This window comes from Nocardia sp. NPDC060255, from assembly GCF_042727395.1.
GTDB lineage: Bacteria > Actinomycetota > Actinomycetes > Mycobacteriales > Mycobacteriaceae > Nocardia.
In genome coordinates, this window is record NZ_JBHXAU010000007.1 from 14487 (window position 1) to 36947 (window position 22461).

Genomic DNA, 22461 nt, shown 5'->3' on the forward strand with positions numbered 1-22461 from the left:
ACGACTCCTGGTCTATGACCTCACACGGTGTCAGGGTCAAGTCTCAGAACCGGCCGCCGCGGCTGATCCGCCGCGAGCCCGTCGAACCGCCGTAGGAGCCCGCGCTCCAGCCGCCCGACCCGGAGCGACGGCCGCCGCTCGCGGCGCCGCGCAGCAGTCCGTCGATCAGGATGCCGCCGAGCACCGCCCCGGCCTGCGATGTTCCCGACACCGGTTGGGCCGTCTCCCACGCTCGCACGCTGGCCTGCGCGGCCTGCAGCGCCCGGCCGCCGAGGTCGGCGGCGGCCTGGGCGCTGGTCAGTGCCTGCGCGGGATCGGTGGCGCTGAGTTGTTGCGCCGCATCGAGATTGCGTTGTGCCTCGGACAGCCGGGTGCGTGCCTCGGCGTCGATGCCGCCGCGCCGGGTGGTGAGGTAGTCCGATGCGGCGCTCACGCGGGAGCGGGCGTCGGTCAGTGCCTGGTCGAGCCTGCGCCGCAGATCCTCGGCGGCGAGTTTGCGATCGGTGGCCGCGGCGATGGCGCGGTCCAGTTCGCCGTCGGCGGCTACCGCGTCGTGGAAGGCGTCGAGTGGGTCGGCTGTCGCGGCGGCCGCGGCCTTGTCCAGGGTGGTCTGCGCGGTCGCTGTCGCGGCGGCCAGCTCCGGGCCGCCGTAGCCGGAAAGCTCGGTGGCGGAGGCGATATCGCGGCGCAACTCGTCCAGCACCGCGGCCAGGCCGTCGCGCGCCTGCTGGATGTTGGCGGACGCGTTGTCGATTCCGTCGAGCAGGGTGCGGGCCTGGCCGACCGCTGCCTCCGCCGCGCGGATCGCGGCGACCGCGCCGCCCTGCTTGCCCACCGGCTGGGTGAGCGCCGCGCGACCCGCGTCGATGTTCTGTTCCGCGAAGGTGATTCGTTCGCGCGCCATGGTCGCGTTGTCGTGGATCGGGGCGAGCACGCTGGCCGGGTGCGCGGCGGTGAGCCGGGTCAGTTCCGCCTCGGACGCGGGCAGGCGGCTCTTCAGCTCGACGAGATCCCTTGTCAGCCCGTCCAATCGGTCGGCGGCGTTGATCAGCAGATTGCGCATAGCGTCGAATTCGGCGACCTGGGCGTCGAGTTCGCGATCGGCGCGGCCGACCGCGCCGATCAGGTCGACCAGGAGCGTGCGCTGTTCGTCCGGCGTCTCCGGGATGTCGTCATCGAGGCGCTGCCTGATCGAGAAGGCTTTGGAGGCAGCTGTTTTCGCGTGATCGAGCGCGGTGTTGAAGGGCAGCGCCGCGGTGGTGCCGAACTCGCCGGTGGCCAGCTCCAATTCCTCGGCGCTGGTGCGGATCGCATTGTCGATCTCGACGAGCGCCTCCCGCGAGCGCGCGTGCAGCGCCTCCAGCGGAAGCGCGCCCAGCGCGGCGGTGTTGTCCGGGTCCACCTCGCGCGCCACCGCGAGCTCGGCCTTCGCGCGGTCGCGCCGCCGCTTGCGCGCGAACAGCACGAACCCGCCTGCCACGAGCACGACCAGCACACCGATGACGAGCAGGAAGCCGACGTTCACGCCGCCGCCCCGCATCGCCGACTGCAGCCCATCCGCCGTCGCGACACCGGCATCCGCCCACCGGCCGTCCCGTAGCGCGGGCTCCACGTCACGGGTCAGCAGGCTGTTCAGCTTGGAATCGCTGACACCGCTTGGCAATTCCCCATAGAACCAGTACGAGCGATCCTGGGTGGCGACCGCGAGCAACAGGTCGCGATCGCCGAACCCGGACTGCGACGCGGTGCGCTGCGCCCACACCTCCGGCCCGAGCCCACCGAAATCGCGGACGTAAACCACCCACAGCCGCACCTGCTGATCGGCATACAGCTGATCCACCGCCGACCGCACCTGATCGAGCTGCCCGCCGTTCAGCGCCCGCGCGGAATCGACGACGTAAGTGTCCATCCGCAGCGGCGCCTCCGCCGTCCCCGTCGGCGCACCGACCAGCGCGGCCCCGGCGAACAGCACGCTGAGCACCGCCCAGGAAGTCCAGCGGGCAACACGATTCGGCAGCGACATGGCACGAATCTATCGCGCGACCGCGCCATCGGGCTGCTGGTCAACGCCGCAACCGGAAGTTCCGGGCCGGACGCACGTGCATTCCGTTGGCGCACGAGCCACCGCATGCCTCGGACGAGGCTGTGCCCGGCGGACCCGAACGCTGCCGACCAGCTGGGGAACGCGCGGAATGGCAGCCGATCGCGCCGGTCGATAGCATCGACGGTGTGATCAACATCGATCGCCCGTATACCGGTCATGTCTCGCCGGGTTCCGATCCGCAGCAGCATGACGTTCCGGGTGCCCGCATCGTCAAAATGTCCGTCGGCGGCATGGACAATAACTGTTACCTCGTGCAATGCACGGCCACCGGCGCGGCGCTACTCATCGATGCCGCCAACGAGGCCGAGCGCGTCGCGGAACTCATCGACTTCGTGGCGCCGGGTCAGATCGGCGTCATCGTCACGACGCATCAGCACCCTGACCACTGGCAGGCGCTGAAGGAGACCGCGGCCGCCACCGGGGCGCCCACTGCCGCACACGAACTCGACGCCGACCCGCTCCCGGTCCGCCCCGACCGGCTGCTCGACGACGGCGACCACATCCACATCGGCGAGCTGACCTTCGAGGTCATCCACCTGCGCGGCCACACGCCGGGCTCGGTCACCCTGGCCCTCACCGACGGCGACCAACGAGTCCACCTGTTCACCGGCGACTCCCTGTTCCCCGGCGGCCTCGGCCGCACCACCAGCCCGGCGGACTTCGACTCCCTCTACCGCGACGTCACCGGCAAGCTCTTCGCCCGCTACTCCGACGACACCGTCGTCTACCCCGGCCACGGCGACGACACCACCCTCGGCACCGAACGTCCGCACCTGTCCGAGTGGCGGGAACGCGGCTGGTAGCCGGGATCCGGACCTGCCCGACTCGGGTAGATCCCCGAACAACCCGGGCGAAGCACCCGTACTGGCAGACTTGGGGAGTGGATTCGCCAACGATGCGCGCTCGAGCCGATGCGGCGCCCGGTCCCGTCCCGCCGCGCGGCTACGGCGCCGGCGTGCTGCGGTGGATTCGCCGACTCGTTGCCGGGTCGGTGTTGATGGGGTTGGTGCTGGTCGGCGGGACGGCATTGCGGGTGTGGCAGGTCGCGCGCATCGACGATTACACGACGGCCGACGCCATCGTGGTGCTCGGCGCCGCGCAATACGCCGGCACACCGTCGTCGGTGTTCGAGGCGCGACTCGACCAGGCTTACCGGCTGTTCCGGCTTGGCGTGGCGCCGCGGGTGATCACCGTCGGCGGCAAGCAGGAAGGCGATCTGTACACCGAGGCGGCGTCGGGCAAGAACTATCTGCAGTCGCGCGGGGTGCCGAGCGACAAGATCCTGGCCGTCGAGACCGGCTCGGACACCTTGCGCAGCATCGAGGCGGTCGCCACCGCCATGCAGGCCCGCGACATGGGTTCCGCGGTGCTGGTGAGCGATCCGTGGCATTCGCTGCGCACCCGCACCATGGCCCGCGACGAGGGCCTCGACGCGTGGACCGCGCCGACCAGGACGGGCCCCGCCGTCTACACCCGCGAGTCGCAGGCGCACGGAATCGCCAGGGAGACAGGCGCTTTGCTCTGGTATCAGCTCACCCATTTCGCAGCGGACTTCCGATATACGGCAGGACAGTAGTGGACGGCTATACCGAACACGATTACGAACGGCTCGTCGTCGAGCGCGCCAAGACCGCCGGACTCGGGCCGCCGCGCAGCGAATTCGAGTCCGGTCACCGCACCGAATTCGCCCGCGACCGGGCCAGGGTGCTGCACTCCGCGGCACTGCGCCGCCTCGCCGACAAGACCCAGGTGATGGGCCCGCGCGACGGCGACACCCCGCGCACCCGGCTCACCCATTCGATCGAGGTCGCCCAGATCGGCCGCAGCATCGCCGACGGCCTCGGCTGCGACGCGGACCTGGTCGACCTGGCCGGGCTGGCCCACGACATCGGCCACCCGCCCTACGGACACAACGGTGAGAAGGCACTCGACGTCTTCGCCGACGCGCACGGCGGTTTCGAAGGCAACGCGCAGAACCTGCGCATCCTCACCCGCCTGGAACCGAAGGTGCTCGACGCCGACGGCGTCAGCGCGGGCCTCAACCTGACCCGCGCCTCCCTCGACGCCGCCCTCAAATATCCTTGGGGCAGAACGGGTCCCGGCACCAAGTTCGGCGCCTACGACATCGACACCGAGCGCCTCGACTGGATCCGCAAGGGCGCGCCCGAGCGCCGCCGCAGCCTGGAATGCCAGATCATGGACTGGTCCGACGATGTCGCGTACTCCGTGCACGACGTCGAGGACGGCGTGATCGCGGGCCGCATCGATCTGCGCGCGCTGGCCGATCCCGTCGAACAGGATGCGCTGGCCAGCCTCGGCAGGCACAAGCACTACTCCCTGTCGGCGGACGAGTTGGTGGCTGCGGCCCAACGACTTTCGGAGCTACCCGTCGTTGCCGCAGTGACCGTTTACGACGGCACGCTTTCCAGTTCTGTTGCGCTCAAACGACTTACGAGCGAATTGGTCGGCCGCTTCGCCACCGCCGCCATTCTCGCCACCCGCGAGACCGCCGGCGGCGACAACCTCTCCCGCTACGATGCCGACCTCGAGGTCCCGCACGTGGTCGCCGCCGAGGTGGCCGTGCTCAAAACCGTCGCCCTCCGGTACGTCATGTCCGATCCCGACCACAAACTCCGCCAAGCCGCCCAACGTGACCGCATCCACGCCGTCGCCGAAGGTTTGCTCGCCGCCGCGCCACAGAGTCTCGATCCGCTGCTGCTGCCGTGGTGGGACGCCGCCGACGACGACACCGCGCGAGTGCGGGTGATCGTGGACCAGATCGCGTCCTACACCGAGAGCAGGCTGGAGCGGGTCGCGGCGTCGTTCGGTCACTGATCGGCGTCGCGCAGCTTGCGCATGATCCGGGTCATCGTGGCTGTTTCGGTCGCCGTCAGCGCGTCGTAGATGTGCCGCCGCGTCGAGCGCACCGCGTCCGCCAGGCCCGCGTCGGTGAGTGTGACGAGGATGACGCGGCGGTCGGTGGGAGGTACGCCGCGCGTCGAATTCCGCGATCCGGCCGCCGCGCACAGCCGGTTCGACGCGCCGGAGTTTCAGGAACTCGAGGCACTGCAGCGGTCCGGCGCGAGCGCCGACGCCAGCTTCTTCGAGGGTGAGCCGCCGGAGTTGCGGTCGAGCGAGCAGCCATAGGTGAAAGACGTCGGTCCCGGCGGGTACGCTCACTGCCGTGCCCGGACGACTCCCTGATCGCGATATCGCGGCGATACGTGACCGCGTCCGCATCGAAGACATTGTGGGGGAGTACGTCGCGCTGAAGCGCGCGGGCGCCGACTCCATGAAGGGGCTGTGCCCGTTCCACGACGAGAAGTCGCCGTCGTTCCACGTGCGGCCGAATCACGGCCTCTTCCACTGCTTCGGCTGCGGTGAAGGCGGTGACGTCTTCGCGTTCCTGCAGAAGATCGACCACGTCGGCTTCGTCGAAGCGGTCGAGCAGATGGCCGACCGGATCGGCTATCAGATCAACTACGAGGGCGGCGGCACCTCGGTGCAGCGCGATCGTGGCACTCGTTCCCGATTGGTCGCCGCCAACGCCGCCGCGCACGAGTTCTATATGGCTCAGCTGCGCGAGCCCGGCGCCGAGACGGCCCGCAAGTTCCTCACCGATCGCAATTTCGATGCCGCCGCGGCCGAGCAGTTCGGCTGCGGTTACGCGCCCGCGGGGTGGGACACGCTGACCAAACATCTGCTGCGCAAGGGTTTCGAGTTCAAGGAGCTGGAGGGCGCCGGGCTGTCCCGGCAGGGCCAGCGTGGTCCGATCGACCGGTTCCACCGTCGGCTGCTCTGGCCGATCCGCAACCTCGGCGGCGACGTCATCGGGTTCGGCGCGCGCAAGCTCTTCGACGACGACACCATGCCGGGCAAGTACATCAATACCCCGGAAACGATCCTGTACAAGAAGTCTCAGGTGCTGTTCGGCCTCGACCTGGCCAAGCGAGACATTGCCAAGGGACACCAGGCCGTCGTGGTCGAGGGCTACACCGACGTGATGGCCATGCACCTGGCCGGCGTGAAGACCGCCGTCGCCTCCTGCGGTACCGCGTTCGGCGAGGAGCACCTCGCGCTGCTGCGCAGGCTGCTGCTCGACGACAACTTCTGGCGCGGCGAGATCATCTACACCTTCGACGGTGACGCGGCGGGCCAGGCGGCGGCGCTGAAAGCCTTTGCGGGCGACCAGAAGCTGGCCGGGCAGACCTACATCGCGGTGGCGCCCGACGGGCAGGACCCGTGCGAGCTACGCCAGCACTCAGGTGACGGCGCCGTCCGCGATCTGGTGGCGCGGCGTACTCCGTTGTACGAGTTCGTGATTCGTGGACTGCTCGCCGATCACAACCTGGACACCGCCGAGGGGCAGGTCGAGTCGCTGCGCCGGGCGATCCCGGTGGTCGCGCAGATCAAGGACAACGCGCTGCGCAAGGCGTACGCGACGAAGCTGGCCGGCTGGGTCGGCTGGGACGATATTCAGACCGTGGTCCGCCGGGTCGGCGACGAGGCCAAGCGCAACCGCATGGGCGGCGGTAACAGCGCCGGTGGACGGCAGGCGCCGCCCGCACGGCAGGCCGAGGTGATCGCCGAACATCCTGCGGCGCGGCCCAATCCGAACGATCCGACGCTCATGCCGCAGCGGCAGGTGCTCGCGGCGGCACTGCAGTACCCGGCGATGGCCGGGTCGGTGTTCGACTCGCTGGAGGCGGACGCCTTCACCCATCCCGCCTACGCGGCGGTCCGGTTGCTGATCTCCGAGGTGGGCGGCACCGGTACCGGGCTCGGCGGTGCCGAGTGGGTCAATGCCGTTGCGGATCGCACCGACGATCTGACCATGCGTGCGTTGCTGTCCGAGCTGGCGAACGAGCCGCTGCCGGTGAAGAACGCGGCCGGTATTCCGCGGTTCGTCGCCGGAGTGCTGGCGCGGACACAGGAGGCCTGGGTGGGCCGCCAGATCGCCGAGCTGAAGTCGAAACTGCAGCGGGTGTCGTCCACTGAGCAGCAGGACGCTTACATGGCGTTGTTCGGGGATCTGGTGGCGTTGGAGCAATACCGCAAGAGTCTGTTGACCCAGGCGATGGGTAACCACAACGACTTTGCCACCGGGGCTTAGTAACACATTCCTGCCACTCGATGGTCTCGTGCGCGAGTCGCCTTGGGCGCCGTGCTCAGCGGCGCAGCTGATCCTGGGGCACCAGGATGGTGGTGCGCTCGTCCAGCGGCTCCATCGGTTCCAGCCGCGGCTTGGTGCTGAGCTTGTCCGACAACTTCTGCCTGCCGACCAGCACCAACTTGCGGGTCACCGGGCTTTCCGACAGCGCACGGGTCGCGGCGCTGATCTGCTCGTAGCGAGCCCGCCCGGCCTTGCTGCCGAGTACATACCCGGCCGCCACGCCGATGATCAACCGCAGCATCTCGATGTGCTCCTCCCAGTTGCCTGTTCGCGGCTCTATCCTGCCCGACGCGCGGTGGCCGTGTCGATCCGGATGGCGGCTTCGGGCAGCTCTCGCGCGCGCCCTGGGTGCGTGAATTCGGCAACCGATCACGGAAAGCGGTAGGGGCCAGCGAGAATCGAGCCCATGACTGGCCTCTCGCTGACGACCGAGCGCCGGAACGAGCTGGCGGCGCTGCTGGATGACGATCATCGACTCCGCACCGAGTATCCGAAGGTTGCGGACTATCTCGATACCGCGCCGATGCTGGGTGATGCCGGTGCGGACGCTGCGTTCGATCTGCGGTTTGTGCACTTCATGACGGGTGGGGAGTCCGCTGATCCGTACTGGGACATCGTCGGGCCGTCCGTGCGGATGGACGGTGATCGTCGGGTGGTGAATGGTGGTCGGTCCAACGGGAGTGCGCGTCTGGGGTACGCGCAGACGATCTTGCAGTCGGTGTACGCCTACGCCGTGCCGTCGCCGGAAACATTGAGCTGGGTGCAGCGATTCGCGGAGGGGAGACGGGTACTGGAGCTCGGTGCCGGTCGGGGGTACTGGGCACGGCAGCTCGCACGGCTCGGCGTCGATGTCGCGGCGTTCGATTCGGAACCGCCGGACAAGTCCGAGAACCTGTCGTTTCCAGGAGCAACGGGCCAGCGGGACGTGTGGCATCGCGTCGGTGATGCGGCCGAGTACGCCGGTGCGCCGAAAGCGGAGTGCGTGCTTTTCCTGTGCTGGCCGCCCGGCTGGGGCGATCCGATGGCCTCGCGTGCGCTGCGCGACTTCGCGGCGGCCGGCGGGGAACGGCTGATCTTCATCGGCGAGCCGAAGGGCGGCAAGACGGGCGACGACGCGTTCTTCGATCAACTCGCCACCGCATGGGCACTGGAAAAGCAGGACCCGCACCATGTTTCGTGGTGGAACCTCGGCGATATCGCACAGGGGTGGATCCGCCGAAAGTAGACGGTGTCGGCCTGGCCGGGGTCACCCGACCAGGGGTCGAGACCGGACGTAGCTCAGGCGGCGAGTTCTTCTCGCTTGGCCCGATGCTCCTCGCACAGCTGTCGCGTGCTCCGGCGGATGAGCGCCGGATCCAATCGTTGCGCGAATGTCAGATTCTCGTTGCGCCAGCAATCGCCGCATGTGAACTCGCTCATGTCGGCCTCCTCGTTCCTTTGCTCAGCGGGTTGCTGAGGAGTGCCCACTTCGCCACGCGCTCAGCGTCTATGTATTCATACTCGCCCCCGATGGTGGCCGTACCGTTACTTCCATGTGAGAACGGTCGAACACGCCCCGTTTCATGAACCTCTCATCTAGCGCGGCCACCGTTGGCGTCATGCTGCACGGGACTTTCCGAGACGTGACCCTCGCCGCGGCCGCCGCGCTCCTGGGCGGGCTGCTCGTTGCCCATCGAGTGCTGCCGGAGATCGGCGGGATTCGCCAGGTAGTCGGCAGTTTTCTGCCGTGGTTGCTGGTCCCGGCGCTGCTCCTCGCCACTGCCGCGCTGGCCACCGGCTCCAAGATCGGCCTTGCCGCTGTCGTGATACCGATCCTGGCGTGGTCGATACTTTTCGTGCCGCAAATCATCGAACAGCCGTACGGCGGGTCATCCACCGGCGTGTTACGTGTCGCCACCCAAAACCTCGGCGCGCACGGCACCGCCGCCGAATTATCCGACGCCGCAATAATTTCGGTCCAGGAACTCACCGATCGCAACCGCCCCTCCGTCGTGGCAGCCTTGGACCGAAACCACCCGCACGTCGCCACAGTCGGCACCGTCGGCCTGTGGAGCCGCTATCCCCTCGACGACGTCGAACGCCTCGACCTAGGCCAAGGCTGGGCTCGCGCCTTACGCGCCAGAATCGAAACACCCACCGGCGACATCACCGTCTACGCCGTCCACCTCGGTTCCGTCCGATTCGGCGAAACCGAATCCCGCAACCGCACCCTGCACACCCTCATCAACCTGGTAGCCCGCGACCCGTCGGACCGCCTACTCATCCTCGGCGACCTCAACACCGCCTCCACCGACCCCGAGTTCGCCCCGCTCACCCAAACCCTCCAAGACGTCCGCACCGGCCTCGCCTTCACCTGGCCCGCCGACTTCCCCCTCACCCGCCCCGACCACATCCTCACCCGAGGCTTCACCCCCCTTGACGCAACCGTCCGCCGAACCACCGGCAGCGACCACCGCGCCGCCACCGCCACCCTCAACTTGACCCCACAAGTCAGCAGGTAGCGACGCGATTTGGGCGGGCGCCCGCCCATACGCTAAAGTTTCTCCTCGGCCCGCCTAGCACAGACGAGCCAAGGATAGTCCCCTATAGCTCAATTGGCAGAGCAGCCGACTGTTAATCGGCAGGTTTCTGGTTCGAGTCCAGATGGGGGAGCCTGAACGGCCCCTGACCAGGAGTTATCATCCCGGTCAGGGGCCGAACTCGTACCAAGACCCTCCGAGTCGACAAAAAGTCGGCGAAAAGTCTCCGCGTGTCCCTTCCCTGTGTGATCTTGATGGCCGTGCTGTACGCCATCTCATGTGGCGTGTCCCGAGACCCATCCGTACCTCCGTCCGGTACGAATCAGATTCGTTATCAGTCGGTTTTCAATAAGGAGGGCTTCGGATGAGAGTGCTCAACTATGTTGGCCGACTGGTCCTTGTCGGCTGCCTGCCCGGCGCTGTAGCGGTAGCCGGCGCTCCGGCAGCGCACCTGGTCATCCCGGCCGACGCGATCGCTGATGCGACTGGCGCGCACGACGACTGCGTGATTCGTCCCGTGTCCGAGTCCAGAGGCACCATGGACGAGACCACCACGCTCAGCCCGGATGCGGCGGCCCGCGCCGAACAGGACTTTCACCAGCGCTCAACTGTTCAGCAGCTGATCGCGGCCCGAGCAGCCCCGGCGACGATCAATGTCGTCGTGCACGTGATCTACCGCGACAACTCTCGCGCCGGCGGCAACGCCCCGGACGCCCAGATCTCCAGGCAGGTGGACGTGCTGAATACCGCTTTCAGTGACACTGGCTTGCAGTTCAGGCTGGTGAGTATCGATCGGTCACTCAACGCGAACTGGTTCGACAATGCCAAGCCCGACAGCGAGCAACAGCGAGAGATGAAGAATGCGCTGCGTAAGGGCGGCACGGCAGATCTCAATCTCTACACGGTCGGGCTCCCCGCGGAAGCCGGGGGCTACCGGACACTCGGTTGGTCGACACTCCCATCTTCCGTCAAGCAAGACTCTGCCGACGATGGTGTGGTCATCGCCGCGGACACACTGCCGGGTGGCTCCTTCAAGCCTATCGACCTGGGCATCAACGCAGTCCACGAAATCGGCCACTGGGTGGGGCTCTACAACACCTTCCAGGGCGGATGCGATTCGCCGGGTGACTACGTCGATGACACCCCGGCAGAACGCTCTCCCGCGTCAGGCTGCCATGAGGGCCGGGACAGCTGCCCAGACCTCCCGGGGAATGACCCGATCCACAACTACATGGACATGAGCGACGACGCCTGCCGCAACCAATTCACCCCCGGCCAGATCACGCGGATGCGCGACCAGCTGGCGACCTATCGAGGATTCCCCGCCTGACCCATGCCGCACCACATACTCGGCGCGAACACCCTCTTCTGCCGCGACCCGCGCGTTGGTCGATCGTCCAAACCGGCTGGCTGGCAGCACTTCTCAATGTCGCTTCTGCCAATTTCAGTACGTCGCAGCCGTAGCAGCATCGATCGCAAGCTCGAGGCTGTTTATCCGGATCTCACGAACGTTTGCGTTCGATCCAGTGGGCTCGACATCAACGGCTACCTTTGTTGTGGCAGTGAGTGATTCGACTGAGAGGCAGGGCAACCGGCATGTCTGAGCAAGATCAGAAGAGCAATGACCAGCCACGCTTGGCGTTGGAGTATCGAGACGGCTTGCCAGTGATCACGGTGACCGGCGGCAACGTCATCCCGGGCGGCATTCGAGTGGAGACCGATTCAGGTGCCCCGGTAGCGATCTACAAGGCCGAAACCCTCGAACAGGTCCAGAGTCGGCAAGCGAGGGCCCTCGGGCCTGACGTCCTCCTGACCCTTTTCGAGGAAGTCCCGGACGAGATTGAATTGTCAGAGCCCCCGGAGGGTCTCAGTTTCGGTGTGGACAACAGGTAGGCGCGGCTTTTGGTGGTGCCGTTACCCGCGCGGGTAGCGGCACATCTCGTTTGGACCGAACGCACGGTATGCCGCCTGGCGCGCGTTGCCCAAGTCAGCTCATCTCGGTCAGGTGTGTTACCGACTGGCTGAGCCGGACCGCACCGTATGGCGTTTCGAGCGGTGATCGCGATGGATTCGCGCTCGGCGCTGGAGGGGTTGGTCCACGATTCGTGTCGGTCCGTCGACTTAAGGTGTTGTCTGTGAAGCTGACTGAGCATCTGGCGTCATCCGAGCGTGAGAAGGTCGAGGCGAGGCTTCGGTCGAACCTCATGGCGTGGCTGACGACGGTCGACCCTCGGGGACGGCCGTCCAGCGTGCCGGTGTGGTTCCTGTTGCAGGACGATGAGACCGTGCTCGTCTACAGTCAGGCGGGCAAGCAGAAGCTGCGTAACCTGGCAGCGAATCCGCACGTGGCGTTCGGCCTGGATGTGACCGATATCGGGCGCAGCAACGTTCGGATCGCGGGCGACGCTCATGTTGGGATGGGCGTGCTGCCTGCCGACCAGAATCCCGCCTACATGGCGAAGTATCTCGAGCGCATCGGTGCGTTGTTCGGCACCCCAAATGCCTTCGCTGAGTTGTTCACGGTCCCGCTGGTCATTACACCGGATCGACTCATGACGGGCCCGTAATCCTCGCGGGACGCGCGATCCGGGCGGCCCCCGCGAGGTACCCGGAGATCAACACGGAGATGCCGAAGTGCGGGCTTCGGTCAGCACCTGGCCTCGCTCCGTGGCGTACTGTACGGTCTTGACGCGCGAAACAGCTTGTCCCGCAGGGTGTTGCGCCGTGACGTTCTGGATCGTGATGAGAGGGGCCCGACCACATGGCCGATACGACTGATCTCGAGCTGCCCGACAACTGGGGCCGGTGGGGATCCGACGACGAACTCGGCACGCTCAATCTCATCGACGACGACGTGCGTGCGAAGGCCGCCGCGGAGGTGCGGACCGGCCGATGGGTGTCGCTGGCCCAACCGATCACACCGAACCCGATGATCAGCAGTCCTTTCGCGCCGACGACGGTGGAGGTCTCTCCGGTACAGCAGATGATGTCCCACACCGGAGTGGGTGTGGCGGCCGATCTGTTGCTGGTCACGAATCATCACGCGAAGTCGACGCACATCGATGCGCTGGCGCACTGGTCGACCGACGGCGAGGTGTATCCCGGTCGCCCGAGGGACCAGGTCGTGACGGCCGCGGGCGTCACTTTCGCCTCGACGACCGCCTTCGCTGCCGGAATCGTGACGCGGGGTGTGCTGCTGGATCTGGCTGTCGAAGCGCCGCTCCCATCCGGGCACGCGGTGACATCGCGCGACTTGGAGGAGGCCGAGCAGCGCCACGGCGTCGAGGTGCGGGCGGGTGACGCGCTGGCGGTGCGGTTCGGCTGGCCGGCCGACCCGCTGATGCCGGGCCGGCCGACGCCCGGAATCAGCCTCGACGCAGTGCGTTGGATGGACCGCCGCGGGGTAGCGCTCTACACGGGCGACCGGGGTGATGCGTACCCACCACTGGACCCGGGTGGACCGCCTCCGATGCACGGTGTCGCGTTGGGTCGGATGGCGATGCCGCTCATCGATGGCGCGCAGCTCGACGATCTCGCACAGTTGTGCGCAGAGCTCGAGCGCTACAGCTTTCTGCTCACCGTCGGCCCGCCGCGCATCCACGGTTTGACCGGCGTCGCGGTCAACCCCATCGCCGTGTTCTGACCACGCGACCGGGCCGATCGCCAACGCCTCGGTCGCCGACCTCGGCCGAATGCTGACCGCGATCACGCGCGCCGAGCGATGCCATGGCAGCACAGCTGCGCGCTCGCCCGGCGGCACCCTCCGCAAAGTCCTGCTCGCAACGGATCAGAACTTCCTAGCGTTCCAAGCAGTTCGACGAGAATGAGACAGCGGGCCTGCGAACGTCCGCAATCGCCGCTGCGGGTGTCCGGAACTGCCGTTGTATGAATCGGTATCCGCAGACCCGAATTTCGCGCCGAACCGAAATGCAGAGGCGTACGCGCGCGCTGGGCGGGCGGTCTGCGCGGGGAGATCGACTGCGGCGCAGAACGTCCGGTATTGCCGATTACAGGATGTTCGAGGAGCGGTGACTCGACACAACCGACGTCATCGCCACGCCAGAACACCTGGCGGTGAACCCAGCCTCCGGGATCTGACGATTGTTCCGATTATCTTCCTCGTGTGGGCCTTCCCCGCAGCGCGGCAGGCTTCACATGCTGGTGACAAATCCGGTGAGGCTGTCGAGCTTATCGATGAGATACGTAATCGGTGATCTGTTGTGCCCGAGCTGAGGCAAACAGAGGTGGTCAACAATCCGGAGGGGTCATGAGCGACAACACGACGTCGAACACGCCGAAACTGCGGACGATCGCGCTCGAGGAACATTTCGGCCACCCCTCAGCGCTGGAGAAGACCCCCGCCGGTGACGTGGACTTTGTCGCCTTGAGCAGGTCTGAAGGGGTCCCGGCAGAGGTGATGAAAATGCTGTGGGGACTGCTCACCGATTTCGAGCAGACCCGGCTGTCGGAGATGGACGCGCACGGAATCGACGTGTCGATCCTGTCGCTGACCACTCCAGGCGTTCAGGGGATGACCGACCCCGTTGCAGCCGTCAGCACCGCACGAGAGATCAACGACTTCCTCGCTGATCGGGTCGCCCGGCACCCCAGCCGTTTCGCTGGCTTCGCTACCGTCGCACTGCAGGAGCCTAAAGCTGCCGCCTCCGAGTTGGAGAGGTGCGTGCACAAGCTCGGCTTCAAAGGCGCGATGATCAATGGTTACACCAGCACCCCCGACGGCGGGGGCCAGTATCTCGACGACCCCCGCTTCTTGGAGTTCTGGGAGGGCGCCGCGGATCTCGGCGCCCCCATCTACCTGCATCCCAGACCTGCCCTGCCTCCGGTGCCCGCCTACGACGGTCACCCCGAGTTCGGCACGGGGGCTGCCTGGGCCTACGGAGTCGAGACCGCCAACCACACGCTCAGGCTGATTTTCAGTGGCCTGTTCGACCGGTTCCCGGGCCTGACCCTCATCCTGGGCCACCTCGGCGAGTTGCTCCCGTACACACTGTGGCGCACCCAGTACATCTTCGAAAGATTGCCGTACGGCAAGAAGACCGACAAAACGTTGGCCGAGTACTTCGCCGACAATATCTACATCACCACCTCCGGCGCGTTCAGCGATCAGACCCTGATCTCCGCACTGCTGCTCGTCGGCTCGGACCGAATCCTCTTCTCTGTCGATTACCCGTACGCCGAAATGAAACACGCCGCCGAATGGCTCGAGCGCGCGCCCATCAGTGTGTCGGACCGGCGCAAGATCGCCCACGGCAACGCCCAGCGACTGTTCGGCCTATGACGCTGCGCCGGAATCATCCAGCAACCCATCGGAGGTCCCGGGGCCCTTGATGCCCGGATATCCGGTCGGGTTGCAAACCGGGTCCAGTCGTACACCCACCATCGGCGAACACGGGCGTTGTGTGGTCAACCTCGGAGGTCGGTGACGATTGCGGTCAGCCCAACGTCCGATATGCCGCGACCCGCGCGGTCCGAAGTGGCCAGCGCAAGTCTGCGGAAGATCAACCGGCCAAGCGATTCCCGACCGCCGGGAGTGCGCGCTCATGCCGATGTGCGTGCGTCCATCACCGATTTTGGCCGCGCGGAAGGCCCGCCGACAAACCCTGCGACGTCGATCTTGCCAGGGGGCTTTGGCTGCGCAGGGATATATCAGGCGGGACGCGGTGGACTACTGGCGTGCGCGGCCCGCCGACGTGGAAGTGCGCTCTGTACGCGAAACGTGCCGTCGGGGCGGGCGGTGGTCGTCGCGCCGCCTGAACCGTTGATTGTCGAGGGCCTGAGGCGAAGTGTGTCCCCGTCCGTGACGGGCGCGGCAACGAATAGTGCAGCATGTGCTACGCAAACATCTACCGCAACTCCGCGACCACTTTTCCGGTGAGGGCGTTCATCATCGGCGCGGTCGCCGGGCTGGCTCTGTCAGGGGTGGTCACGTTGGCTTCCTCGGCGCACGCCGCGCCGCCGAAACCAGTGCAGCTGGGTGCATTCGAGGTCATTGCCCCGTCTTCAGCAATGAAGGATCTCAATGCCTTTTTGGGCGAGTACTGTGCGTCGAACAAGCTGGACAAAGAAACGGTCAAAAGGATCTCCGACGGAGCGTTACCTGTGATGACAGAACTCTTGGCAGGTGAAGCCGAAGAAATCATGCCGATCATTGAATCCTCCTTCGAGTCGTCGGAAGCCGTGGCAGAACGGTATGAGGATCTGTGCACAAAAGATGCTCAAGCGGAGATAGCGAAGGAGCAAAAGAAGATCTCGGAGTCGCACCCGAAGGCGAAGGTGATGTACGCAAAGAACAAAAAACTGATCGACGGGGCGGTCGTCGAGGCGGTCGCAAAGATCCGCGAGATCCTCGCTGGCTGACCTCGCGCGACAGCGCACCCTCCCACATCAGCGTAAGACGTTCTGCACCTCACTCATCCACGCTGACTTCAGTCAGAACGAGTGAGCGATAGGGCGTTAGACGGCGGCGACCTCTCCTATAGTGCGTTGTTGGAGAAGGCAGAGAACCCTTGATCGCCCACGCCGCGCGTCGATAGGGAGCGATAAGAGCGCCAGGATCCGCCGCGCGAACTACGTCCGATAATGCCGCGACCCGCGCGTTCAGTGGTCTCGTGTAGGGCGTCGAGTGTGCGCCGTGTCGTGGGTGCTGATGTCGCTAGAGGCGGCGGCAACGATACCTGGTAAGACCCGATCCGAAGGCTGTTCGGGAACGAATAGGTCATTGGAGGCGAGTCGGATTGGCTGGTTTGCCCCGAGGATCAGGAGGACGGATTGCCTTTCACTTCGGGGCGACTCGCAGCGTTCGTGACCGTTTTTGGGTTGGCTGCCGGATCGTGGCTATTGACAGCACCGGATGCCTACGCGGCAGACCAGACGACTTACAACTGCGATAGCGCCAAACTCCAGGACGGCACGCTCACAGCCTCGGGATGCTCCCCGACAGGTGGGCACGTAAACAGCAAGGGAGAAGCCACGAACACCCTCGTTGCGTACCGCAAGAGGGCAGACCTCAGGAAGAGAAAGTCCTCCGGCTCCGTGCTTTGCGCCAAAACTGTCATCAAGGATAGGGAACTGACCGGCACTTCTTGCCAACTCAACTAGTCTGCCGGAGAGAGTTGTCCGGTGTATTGATACTCGGTCCCGGCTTGACGCGACGCACCAACACCGGTCTGTCCGACCGCCGGTAACGCCCGATTACCGGCGGTCGGCATCCGAACGTCCACGTCGGCGCAAGTCGTTTTGCATCGCACGACTCCACGCTGACTTCAGTCGGAACGAGTGAGCGATAATGCCGCTTACGGCGCTGAGCGTGGCGGCCATAGAACGCGCCGTCGTCTCGGCCACGACACTCTATGACCGAGACCCACTCGGAGTAGAGGCGGGCAATCACTGTGGGACGGCATCCCGAGGTCGGACGGAGCAGTCCAGGATTCGGCCGTCGAGGGTTCCGATCAGCAGGCGGCTTGGCTCGGCAACCAATGACATTGGCACTACCGGTATTTCACGAATTGCCAGTGGTTGTCGCCAACGCATTTCTCCGGTCGCGGCATCCAGAGCGAGCAGTTCACCGGAGTAGAGCGTAATGAACACCGTCTCGTCGTTGCCGTCGAGTGCGGTAATCGGGTGGTCGGCGGTGAAGACCCACTCGGGTGCGCCATCACCTAGGTGCCGTCGGACCACGAACCGGTTCCCCGGCAGCGCTGCACGATTGCTCGAAACAGCGCCTGCGTGAATGATGGTGTCGCGTACCTGGATCGCCGGACCGGCGCTGCATGCGTAACCGTCGGGTTGATCCTCCCACTCCAGAGGAAACAGGGGTGTCACTGTGCCCGACGTCGCGTCGACTGACATGACCTCGGTGGCGTCATTCCAGATGCTGTCGCCGCAACCAGCGACCAAGTAGAGCGTGGAGGCTCGGCGGACCTGAAATGAGTAGTTGAGAGGGTCGAGTCGACCGAGCCTCACCGACTCTACGGATTGATTGTCCGGCCCGACCAAGACCATCTCGGTGGGATTCGCGGCGTACTTCGAATTGCGTAGAGCGAGCCACCCTTTGGTATCCATTGTGGCGATCACCGGGAAGCCCGGAGTCAATGTCTGGATCACCTGGCCGTCAGCCAGCGAGACCCTGGCCACCGAGGAGAACGGGTCCATCAGCCCTGAGCTGGTCCAGACCTGATCCGATGCGGTGTTGGTCCAAGCCGATTGCTGATCGGCACAGACTTCGATCTGCCTGCCAACAGACTGCGAGGTGAGCACCCATTCACGCTCACCGGAAGGCAGCCACGACTCCAGCTGAACGCCACCCAATGCCGCCAGCACACGGCCGTCAGCCAGCCGAGCCATGTCCCATACCTGCCGACGCGAGGTCCGATCCACATTCGGCCGCCTGGTCACTCGCTCGCAGTCGATCTCCGGTCCGGCCAGTTCGGCACGACCGATCGAACGTTCGGAGACCGCGGACCAGTCGCTTCGTTCTATTTTCACGTCGACCCCTCGGGTCCACGGCGCCTCGACATCGTGGTCACTGATCGGCCCGAGGATCATCCGGAGCGTTTGCTCTCCGTGCCACTGCACCTTCCGGACCTCACGTTCATCCTGGAGTGCACGGGTCAGGCGCCCTGATTCGGCATTGAGCAGCAGGAGTTCGCCTTTGAAGAAATAGCCGCCGTCATAGTCCCCGACGCCGATCGCGATGAGCGGCAACGTCGGATGGATATCGATCGAATGGACCGGATACCCCGTGGACATCAGATACCTGCACCGCCCCTCCGGTGCGTAAACGCCGAGCTGCCAACCCGTAGACCAGCCACCCGCCTGACTGCCGATATCGAACCGCAGTCGGCCGACATCTCCTGCTGCCACGGTGATTTCGCCCCGCGTAACCACCTGCCCCAACATCCCCATCTCAGCGAAGGGTCCCTCGCCGAGAACTCTTTCCACCGTCAATCCCGCTGAACTGGTCATATGCCTTGAGCATAAACGCAGCAATGGGCTGTCCGGCGGAACCGCCTACCGCGGAGAACCTGCGGCACCGGAACGTCGGCTATTACCGCGTACATGTCGAACCGAGCCCGACCCGCTCAGCCAGAAGGTGCAGAGCTGGTGATATCACGACAGGTTCATCGCGGGTAAGGCCTCTGGTGGTGTGCTGTACGCCGCTCGGCGTAGCGCGGAATACGTTCGGCGGCGCAGGCGCGACCGCCGGACGCGGCCTACGCTGGGGGACAGCATGATTCGTTCCCCTGGTGAGGCGGTTGACATGACCGATTTCGATCCCACCGTGTTCGGGCCGCCAACCCTGCGTGTCGGCACCGCAGAACGCGAGCGGGCAGCGGAAATGCTCGGTAAGCATTTCGCGGCCGGTCGACTGGACGTCGATGAATACGACGAGCGCGTCGGCCGCGCCTACACGGCCAAGACGGCCGACGAACTGGCAGTGCTGTTCACCGATCTGCCGTCGCCTGCTCCGCCAGTCACGGCAACCCCTCCCGCAGGGCGCCCGTGGAGGTTGCTCCCGGTCGCCGTGGTTGCCGCGCTGGTGTTCGCCACAGTGGTCGTCGTGACGACGCACTTCGTTCCGTTCTTCGTGTTCCCGCTGTTGTTCTTCGCTCTCGTCCGCAATGGCCGAGGCTTCAGGCCCGGCTACCGCGGCGGAGCCCGTCGATACTAGGTGGAGATCACTATCACGGCTTGGTCGGGCACTGCTTCCACGCGAAGTGATAGACGGTGACAATACTTGCGTCCGTGGAATCCATTGTGATGAAGCTGGTGGTCGTGTCCGGGTCCGATGTGCCGGCTTTCACACGCAACTGGGTATTGATATCGAAGTCGCGGGATTCGCCACAGGGCAGGAAAGAGATCGCCCCGACCGGGGTCGAGTCCGTCGTTTGCCAATCATCGTTCATATAACCATTGAACGTGTGGTCGACGTACGCGGTCGGCGAATCGCCCTGGAAATAGTACCTGGCCCTTTCCAGTGCGTTTGCTCCTTTTTCCAAATGTGCGAATCCACGGTAATCCGCCGACGCTATCCCGTAGGTGAAGCCCTGCGGGATATGCACTCTCAGGTCGAGCTGACAATTCTTCCGGAAATCGATCGGGCCTGCCCCCGCACCCACTTGTGCGGTGTATCGGCTATAGGTCACCGTGAAGGCCGTGTTGTCCTCCGCGACCGCCACGGCCGCAGTTCCATTCGGACAACCAGATCCATTGACGGTCACCACGTCGATGACAATCTTGTCCGGAGGGGGTGTGTTCAATTCGGGTGCCGGTGCTCCGAAAGCTTGTGAACCCGACATCGGTAGAGCGAGTGCGAATACTGTAGCGCCTACAGCGGCTAACTTTTTATACATGGCTCACTATAAACGCGAAGTGAGTGGCATCACATTTGCCGAATAGTCGCTCGGTGGATGGTCTCCATGCTGCTTGCTGCCGATTCAGGTAATTGCCCGCTGCCAATCTCGATCGCCATCCGATCCGCGTCATCCTCGTACCTCGGAGAAGCCTTTCTCCGACCCTCGCCGCCATTTTCTACACCACTTTACAAACGTAAACTAATGAGTTCGCTGTCCGGAAGCTTCGAGAATCCCCAGATACTCCCCAGACGGATTTATGCGATATCCGGCCAAGGCTCCAGCTGGGCTTTGTGATGTTGGGCTGTCGACTGCGCCCGCAGCCCAGGTGATGTGCCGGCCAGCCTGACGTGGTGGCGGCGTGAGTGTAAGCAGCGCAACAGGTTACGTTGCGGCGTGGCTGCGGTGAGGGCCGCCGCCGGGAAGTTCCGCCACCGCCAACGCTGCCACCGTCCACCCACCCGCGCCGCCGCCGGGCAGGTCTGGCGAAGGCACTCACGCTCGTTTAGGCGCAGCATCAGTCATTAGTTCGCAACTCGTCCATCGCTGCGGCGATCATGGCGCGCGCATCCTGGCCGTGGATTGCTACGTCCTTGAGCCGGTGGAAAGCCTTGTCGTACAACGCTATCTCGCTGGGTTGGGTGATCGTCAGCTCAGCCGAGATGGTCTCGACCTGCACCATGCGGGAGTCGAACATGATGAAGTTGTTCATCACAGGCGTGCGGTAGTCGCTGCTCGTCGGCACGATGCCCAGCACGACGCGAGGCAGCGACGTCGCCGTGAGCAAGCGGTCCAGCTGTTCGAGCATCGTGTCTGCGGTGCCTACACGGGCATGCAGAACCTGTTCGCCGACGAGGAAGAAGAAGCGGTGATTGCCTCGGTACAGGACTTGCTGACGTTCGAGGCGCGCGGCTAACCCAGGTTCGAGGTCGGCGGGTGGGTCGTCGTAAAAGTCGAGAACCATAGTCAGCAGTGCCGCAGCGTAGGGCGGCGTCTGCAATAGGCCCGGCACCACGACGGGCTCGTACCAGCGCATGAGGTTGGTCTGACCTTCTGCGGCGATGGACTGCTTTTGCCTGTGCGGCAAGCGCATTCGCTTCTGTTCAAGGTAGGCGGTTTCGACGTTGCGCAGGTTCGCGACGAGATCGGGCACTTGATCGGCAGTGTGCGTGTGGATGCACCAGACGCGCACGTCATCGTTGGTCGGCGTCTGCTTGCCGTACTCGATCTTCGAGACCTTGGAACTGTGCCAGCCGGCAAGCTCAGCGAGTTGCCTACCGGTCAGCCCAGCATCCCGACGGAGGTTGCGCAGGCGCTCACCGAACGCCTCGCGGGCCTCTTTCGCGGTTGTGGTCACGCCTTGACGTAATCAGCGTGGGGTACTGCTTTGTCCCACACCCGATTCCACACCACCCGTATGTGGTCAACGATCACGGGGTCTTGCGTGAACGCACCGCCCACGAACTGGCCTGACGGCTCGAAGACAGTGAACGCTACGAGGTTGTCATCGAACAGCCAGAAGTCGTCTGTAGTCAGCTCGGACGGGTCGATCAGGTGTCGTGCGAGATAGCGGATCTCTTCGCCCGCAGCGATGTTCTGTTCTGCGACGACGAGACCCCACCTGCTGTAGTCGGTGTGTGGCTCGGTGATGACGCGGGCACGTCGCATCTGCTTACCGCTGGAAGTGATCGCGTGCACCTCGTCGGCCCAGTCCTTGAACCACTCGTAGTCGTCGGGTTCGCCGGCCAAAAACTGCTGAAACGGCTCGGACTCTTCCGGTGTCTCGTACGTGTCGAGGACTTCGAGGTGGTACGCGGTGCGCTCGAACGTGTGGAAGAACTCGTCGAACGCTTCACCTTGTAAGAGCTGCATCGCCCCTGATCTCCTGTCCTACGGGAACCTCGAAGCAAGTTTCGTGGTCCGGTATATCCATCTGCGACAACGCTTCCGGGTCCCTGACTACGTCGCCGGACAGCAAGAACGTTCCGTGCCCTGTGTCCTGAAGCGGCACGCCCAAGCACGTCCCTGGTTCGAGGAACGCGAGTAGCGGGTGTGGGATCTCCAGAACGTCGCTGCGGCCCGGGACCCGCCAGCCCTGCACGATGTACGTGCCGCGATCGGTCAGGAACAGAGACGGGCATCCGTTCTTGTTCGTGTTGTTTCCGAGGAACCGTAACTTCATGGGTTCTTTCCTTCGCGAGGAGTTGCGCACGTTTTCTTGCGCATGTCGATCGTCAGTGACCAGGAGCGACCAGTCAACCAAAATCGTCTCCGCTCGCAAACCGCAGCAAA

At 65.0% G+C, this 22461-nt stretch carries 22 protein-coding genes and 1 tRNA gene; 15 read left to right on the forward strand and 8 right to left on the reverse strand.

The genetic code is table 11. From position 1 onward, the window contains the following. Window positions 1-43: 43 nt before the first annotated feature. Window positions 44-2023 carry a TPM domain-containing protein gene (locus ACFWF1_RS15450; protein WP_379282604.1) on the reverse strand — a complete coding sequence of 660 codons (1980 nt, stop codon included), beginning with the start codon at window positions 2021-2023 and terminating at the stop codon, window positions 44-46. A 206-nt stretch (window positions 2024-2229) separates the two neighbouring features. On the opposite strand from ACFWF1_RS15450, the gene ACFWF1_RS15455 reads away from it, so the two are divergent. The 5 genes from ACFWF1_RS15455 (at window position 2230) to dnaG (ending at window position 7217) form a co-directional block, all read left to right on the forward strand. Continuing rightward, window positions 2230-2907, forward strand: a complete 678-nt coding sequence (locus tag ACFWF1_RS15455) for an MBL fold metallo-hydrolase (RefSeq protein ID WP_379282605.1) — start codon at window positions 2230-2232, stop codon at window positions 2905-2907. 92 nt (window positions 2908-2999) lie between these two features. Next, complete coding sequence (locus ACFWF1_RS15460; protein WP_379282606.1) at window positions 3000-3680, forward strand: YdcF family protein; 681 nt, start codon at window positions 3000-3002, stop codon at window positions 3678-3680. Next, complete coding sequence (locus ACFWF1_RS15465; RefSeq protein ID WP_379282607.1) at window positions 3680-4939, forward strand: deoxyguanosinetriphosphate triphosphohydrolase; 1260 nt, start codon at window positions 3680-3682, stop codon at window positions 4937-4939. Before ACFWF1_RS15460 ends, ACFWF1_RS15465 begins: the two co-directional genes overlap by 1 nt. Window positions 4940-5068: 129 nt before the next feature. After that, window positions 5069-5251, forward strand: a complete 183-nt coding sequence (locus ACFWF1_RS15470; RefSeq protein ID WP_379282608.1) for a hypothetical protein — start codon at window positions 5069-5071, stop codon at window positions 5249-5251. A 37-nt stretch (window positions 5252-5288) separates the two neighbouring features. Beyond that, a complete protein-coding gene (gene dnaG / locus ACFWF1_RS15475; protein ID WP_379282609.1) occupies window positions 5289-7217 on the forward strand; it encodes a DNA primase in 1929 nt (642 codons plus the stop codon). Between the two features lie 55 nt (window positions 7218-7272). Here the strand turns inward: dnaG and ACFWF1_RS15480 are convergent, their stop codons facing one another. Then, window positions 7273-7518, reverse strand: coding sequence for a hypothetical protein (locus ACFWF1_RS15480; RefSeq protein ID WP_107654933.1), 246 nt, complete (start codon window positions 7516-7518; stop codon window positions 7273-7275). Window positions 7519-7683: 165 nt separating this feature from the next. Here ACFWF1_RS15480 and ACFWF1_RS15485 point away from each other — a divergent pair, with 165 nt between their 5' ends. Continuing rightward, on the forward strand, window positions 7684-8502 hold the full coding sequence (locus ACFWF1_RS15485) for a hypothetical protein (RefSeq protein ID WP_379282610.1): 819 nt from the start codon (window positions 7684-7686) through the stop codon (window positions 8500-8502). Window positions 8503-8555: 53 nt separating this feature from the next. Here ACFWF1_RS15485 and ACFWF1_RS15490 read toward each other — a convergent pair whose 3' ends face one another. After that, window positions 8556-8696 carry a hypothetical protein gene (locus tag ACFWF1_RS15490; protein ID WP_357382767.1) on the reverse strand — a complete coding sequence of 47 codons (141 nt, stop codon included), beginning with the start codon at window positions 8694-8696 and terminating at the stop codon, window positions 8556-8558. Window positions 8697-8839: 143 nt separating this feature from the next. Here ACFWF1_RS15490 and ACFWF1_RS15495 point away from each other — a divergent pair, with 143 nt between their 5' ends. The 8 genes from ACFWF1_RS15495 to ACFWF1_RS15530 all read left to right on the forward strand — a co-directional run bounded on the left by ACFWF1_RS15495 (window position 8840) and on the right by ACFWF1_RS15530 (window position 16174). Continuing rightward, complete coding sequence (locus ACFWF1_RS15495) at window positions 8840-9778, forward strand: endonuclease/exonuclease/phosphatase family protein (protein WP_379282611.1); 939 nt, start codon at window positions 8840-8842, stop codon at window positions 9776-9778. A gap of 78 nt (window positions 9779-9856) precedes the next feature. Then, window positions 9857-9929 (forward strand) — tRNA-Asn (locus tag ACFWF1_RS15500). 231 nt (window positions 9930-10160) lie between these two features. Next, a complete protein-coding gene (locus ACFWF1_RS15505; RefSeq protein ID WP_379282613.1) occupies window positions 10161-11126 on the forward strand; it encodes a zinc metalloprotease in 966 nt (321 codons plus the stop codon). A 266-nt stretch (window positions 11127-11392) separates the two neighbouring features. Further along, window positions 11393-11689 (forward strand): hypothetical protein, encoded by a 297-nt coding sequence (locus tag ACFWF1_RS15510; RefSeq protein WP_379282614.1) that lies wholly within the window; start codon window positions 11393-11395, stop codon window positions 11687-11689. 242 nt (window positions 11690-11931) lie between these two features. Beyond that, on the forward strand, window positions 11932-12363 hold the full coding sequence (locus ACFWF1_RS15515; RefSeq protein ID WP_379282616.1) for a pyridoxamine 5'-phosphate oxidase family protein: 432 nt from the start codon (window positions 11932-11934) through the stop codon (window positions 12361-12363). 194 nt (window positions 12364-12557) lie between these two features. Further along, window positions 12558-13439 carry a cyclase family protein gene (locus ACFWF1_RS15520; RefSeq protein ID WP_379282618.1) on the forward strand — a complete coding sequence of 294 codons (882 nt, stop codon included), beginning with the start codon at window positions 12558-12560 and terminating at the stop codon, window positions 13437-13439. Between the two features lie 624 nt (window positions 13440-14063). Beyond that, window positions 14064-15095: an amidohydrolase family protein gene (locus tag ACFWF1_RS15525; RefSeq protein WP_379282619.1), complete on the forward strand. Its 1032-nt coding sequence runs from the start codon at window positions 14064-14066 to the stop codon at window positions 15093-15095. Between the two features lie 593 nt (window positions 15096-15688). Continuing rightward, on the forward strand, window positions 15689-16174 hold the full coding sequence (locus ACFWF1_RS15530) for a hypothetical protein (protein ID WP_379282621.1): 486 nt from the start codon (window positions 15689-15691) through the stop codon (window positions 16172-16174). A gap of 1026 nt (window positions 16175-17200) precedes the next feature. Here ACFWF1_RS15530 and ACFWF1_RS15535 read toward each other — a convergent pair. Next, a complete protein-coding gene (locus ACFWF1_RS15535; protein WP_379282623.1) occupies window positions 17201-18781 on the reverse strand; it encodes a hypothetical protein in 1581 nt (526 codons plus the stop codon). Between the two features lie 295 nt (window positions 18782-19076). Here ACFWF1_RS15535 and ACFWF1_RS15540 point away from each other — a divergent pair, with 295 nt between their 5' ends. Next, complete coding sequence (locus ACFWF1_RS15540) at window positions 19077-19487, forward strand: DUF1707 domain-containing protein (protein WP_379282624.1); 411 nt, start codon at window positions 19077-19079, stop codon at window positions 19485-19487. A 13-nt stretch (window positions 19488-19500) separates the two neighbouring features. Here ACFWF1_RS15540 and ACFWF1_RS15545 read toward each other — a convergent pair whose 3' ends face one another. From ACFWF1_RS15545 to ACFWF1_RS15560, 4 genes are all read right to left on the reverse strand, one after another. Beyond that, window positions 19501-20115: a DUF4360 domain-containing protein gene (locus ACFWF1_RS15545; protein WP_379282625.1), complete on the reverse strand. Its 615-nt coding sequence runs from the start codon at window positions 20113-20115 to the stop codon at window positions 19501-19503. A gap of 571 nt (window positions 20116-20686) precedes the next feature. Continuing rightward, window positions 20687-21526 carry a helix-turn-helix domain-containing protein gene (locus ACFWF1_RS15550; protein ID WP_379282626.1) on the reverse strand — a complete coding sequence of 280 codons (840 nt, stop codon included), beginning with the start codon at window positions 21524-21526 and terminating at the stop codon, window positions 20687-20689. Next, the gene (locus tag ACFWF1_RS15555) at window positions 21523-22041 is read right to left on the reverse strand and encodes a DUF6879 family protein (protein WP_379282627.1); all 519 of its coding nucleotides are present in this window, start codon (window positions 22039-22041) and stop codon (window positions 21523-21525) included. Before ACFWF1_RS15555 ends, ACFWF1_RS15550 begins: the two co-directional genes overlap by 4 nt. Then, window positions 22022-22351, reverse strand: coding sequence for a hypothetical protein (locus ACFWF1_RS15560; RefSeq protein ID WP_379282628.1), 330 nt, complete (start codon window positions 22349-22351; stop codon window positions 22022-22024). Before ACFWF1_RS15560 ends, ACFWF1_RS15555 begins: the two co-directional genes overlap by 20 nt. Window positions 22352-22461 lie beyond the last annotated feature (110 nt).

Bases quoted from the DNA above. Each gene is read 5' to 3' on its own strand.
- ACFWF1_RS15545 (WP_379282625.1), bottom strand. From the start codon at position 20,115: ATGTCGGGTTCACAAGCTTTCGGAGCACCGGCACCCGAATTGAACACA.
- ACFWF1_RS15460 (WP_379282606.1), top strand. From the start codon at position 3,000: ATGCGCGCTCGAGCCGATGCGGCGCCCGGTCCCGTCCCGCCGCGCGGC.
- ACFWF1_RS15495 (WP_379282611.1), top strand. From the start codon at position 8,840: ATGAACCTCTCATCTAGCGCGGCCACCGTTGGCGTCATGCTGCACGGG.
- ACFWF1_RS15450 (WP_379282604.1), bottom strand. From the start codon at position 2,023: ATGTCGCTGCCGAATCGTGTTGCCCGCTGGACTTCCTGGGCGGTGCTC.
- ACFWF1_RS15510 (WP_379282614.1), top strand. From the start codon at position 11,393: ATGTCTGAGCAAGATCAGAAGAGCAATGACCAGCCACGCTTGGCGTTG.
- ACFWF1_RS15490 (WP_357382767.1), bottom strand. From the start codon at position 8,696: ATGAGCGAGTTCACATGCGGCGATTGCTGGCGCAACGAGAATCTGACA.
- ACFWF1_RS15470 (WP_379282608.1), top strand. From the start codon at position 5,069: ATGACGCGGCGGTCGGTGGGAGGTACGCCGCGCGTCGAATTCCGCGAT.
- ACFWF1_RS15560 (WP_379282628.1), bottom strand. From the start codon at position 22,351: ATGAAGTTACGGTTCCTCGGAAACAACACGAACAAGAACGGATGCCCG.
- ACFWF1_RS15555 (WP_379282627.1), bottom strand. From the start codon at position 22,041: ATGCAGCTCTTACAAGGTGAAGCGTTCGACGAGTTCTTCCACACGTTC.
- ACFWF1_RS15540 (WP_379282624.1), top strand. From the start codon at position 19,077: ATGACCGATTTCGATCCCACCGTGTTCGGGCCGCCAACCCTGCGTGTC.
- ACFWF1_RS15535 (WP_379282623.1), bottom strand. From the start codon at position 18,781: ATGACCAGTTCAGCGGGATTGACGGTGGAAAGAGTTCTCGGCGAGGGA.
- ACFWF1_RS15505 (WP_379282613.1), top strand. From the start codon at position 10,161: ATGAGAGTGCTCAACTATGTTGGCCGACTGGTCCTTGTCGGCTGCCTG.
- ACFWF1_RS15525 (WP_379282619.1), top strand. From the start codon at position 14,064: ATGAGCGACAACACGACGTCGAACACGCCGAAACTGCGGACGATCGCG.
- ACFWF1_RS15485 (WP_379282610.1), top strand. From the start codon at position 7,684: ATGACTGGCCTCTCGCTGACGACCGAGCGCCGGAACGAGCTGGCGGCG.
- ACFWF1_RS15480 (WP_107654933.1), bottom strand. From the start codon at position 7,518: ATGCTGCGGTTGATCATCGGCGTGGCGGCCGGGTATGTACTCGGCAGC.
- ACFWF1_RS15520 (WP_379282618.1), top strand. From the start codon at position 12,558: ATGGCCGATACGACTGATCTCGAGCTGCCCGACAACTGGGGCCGGTGG.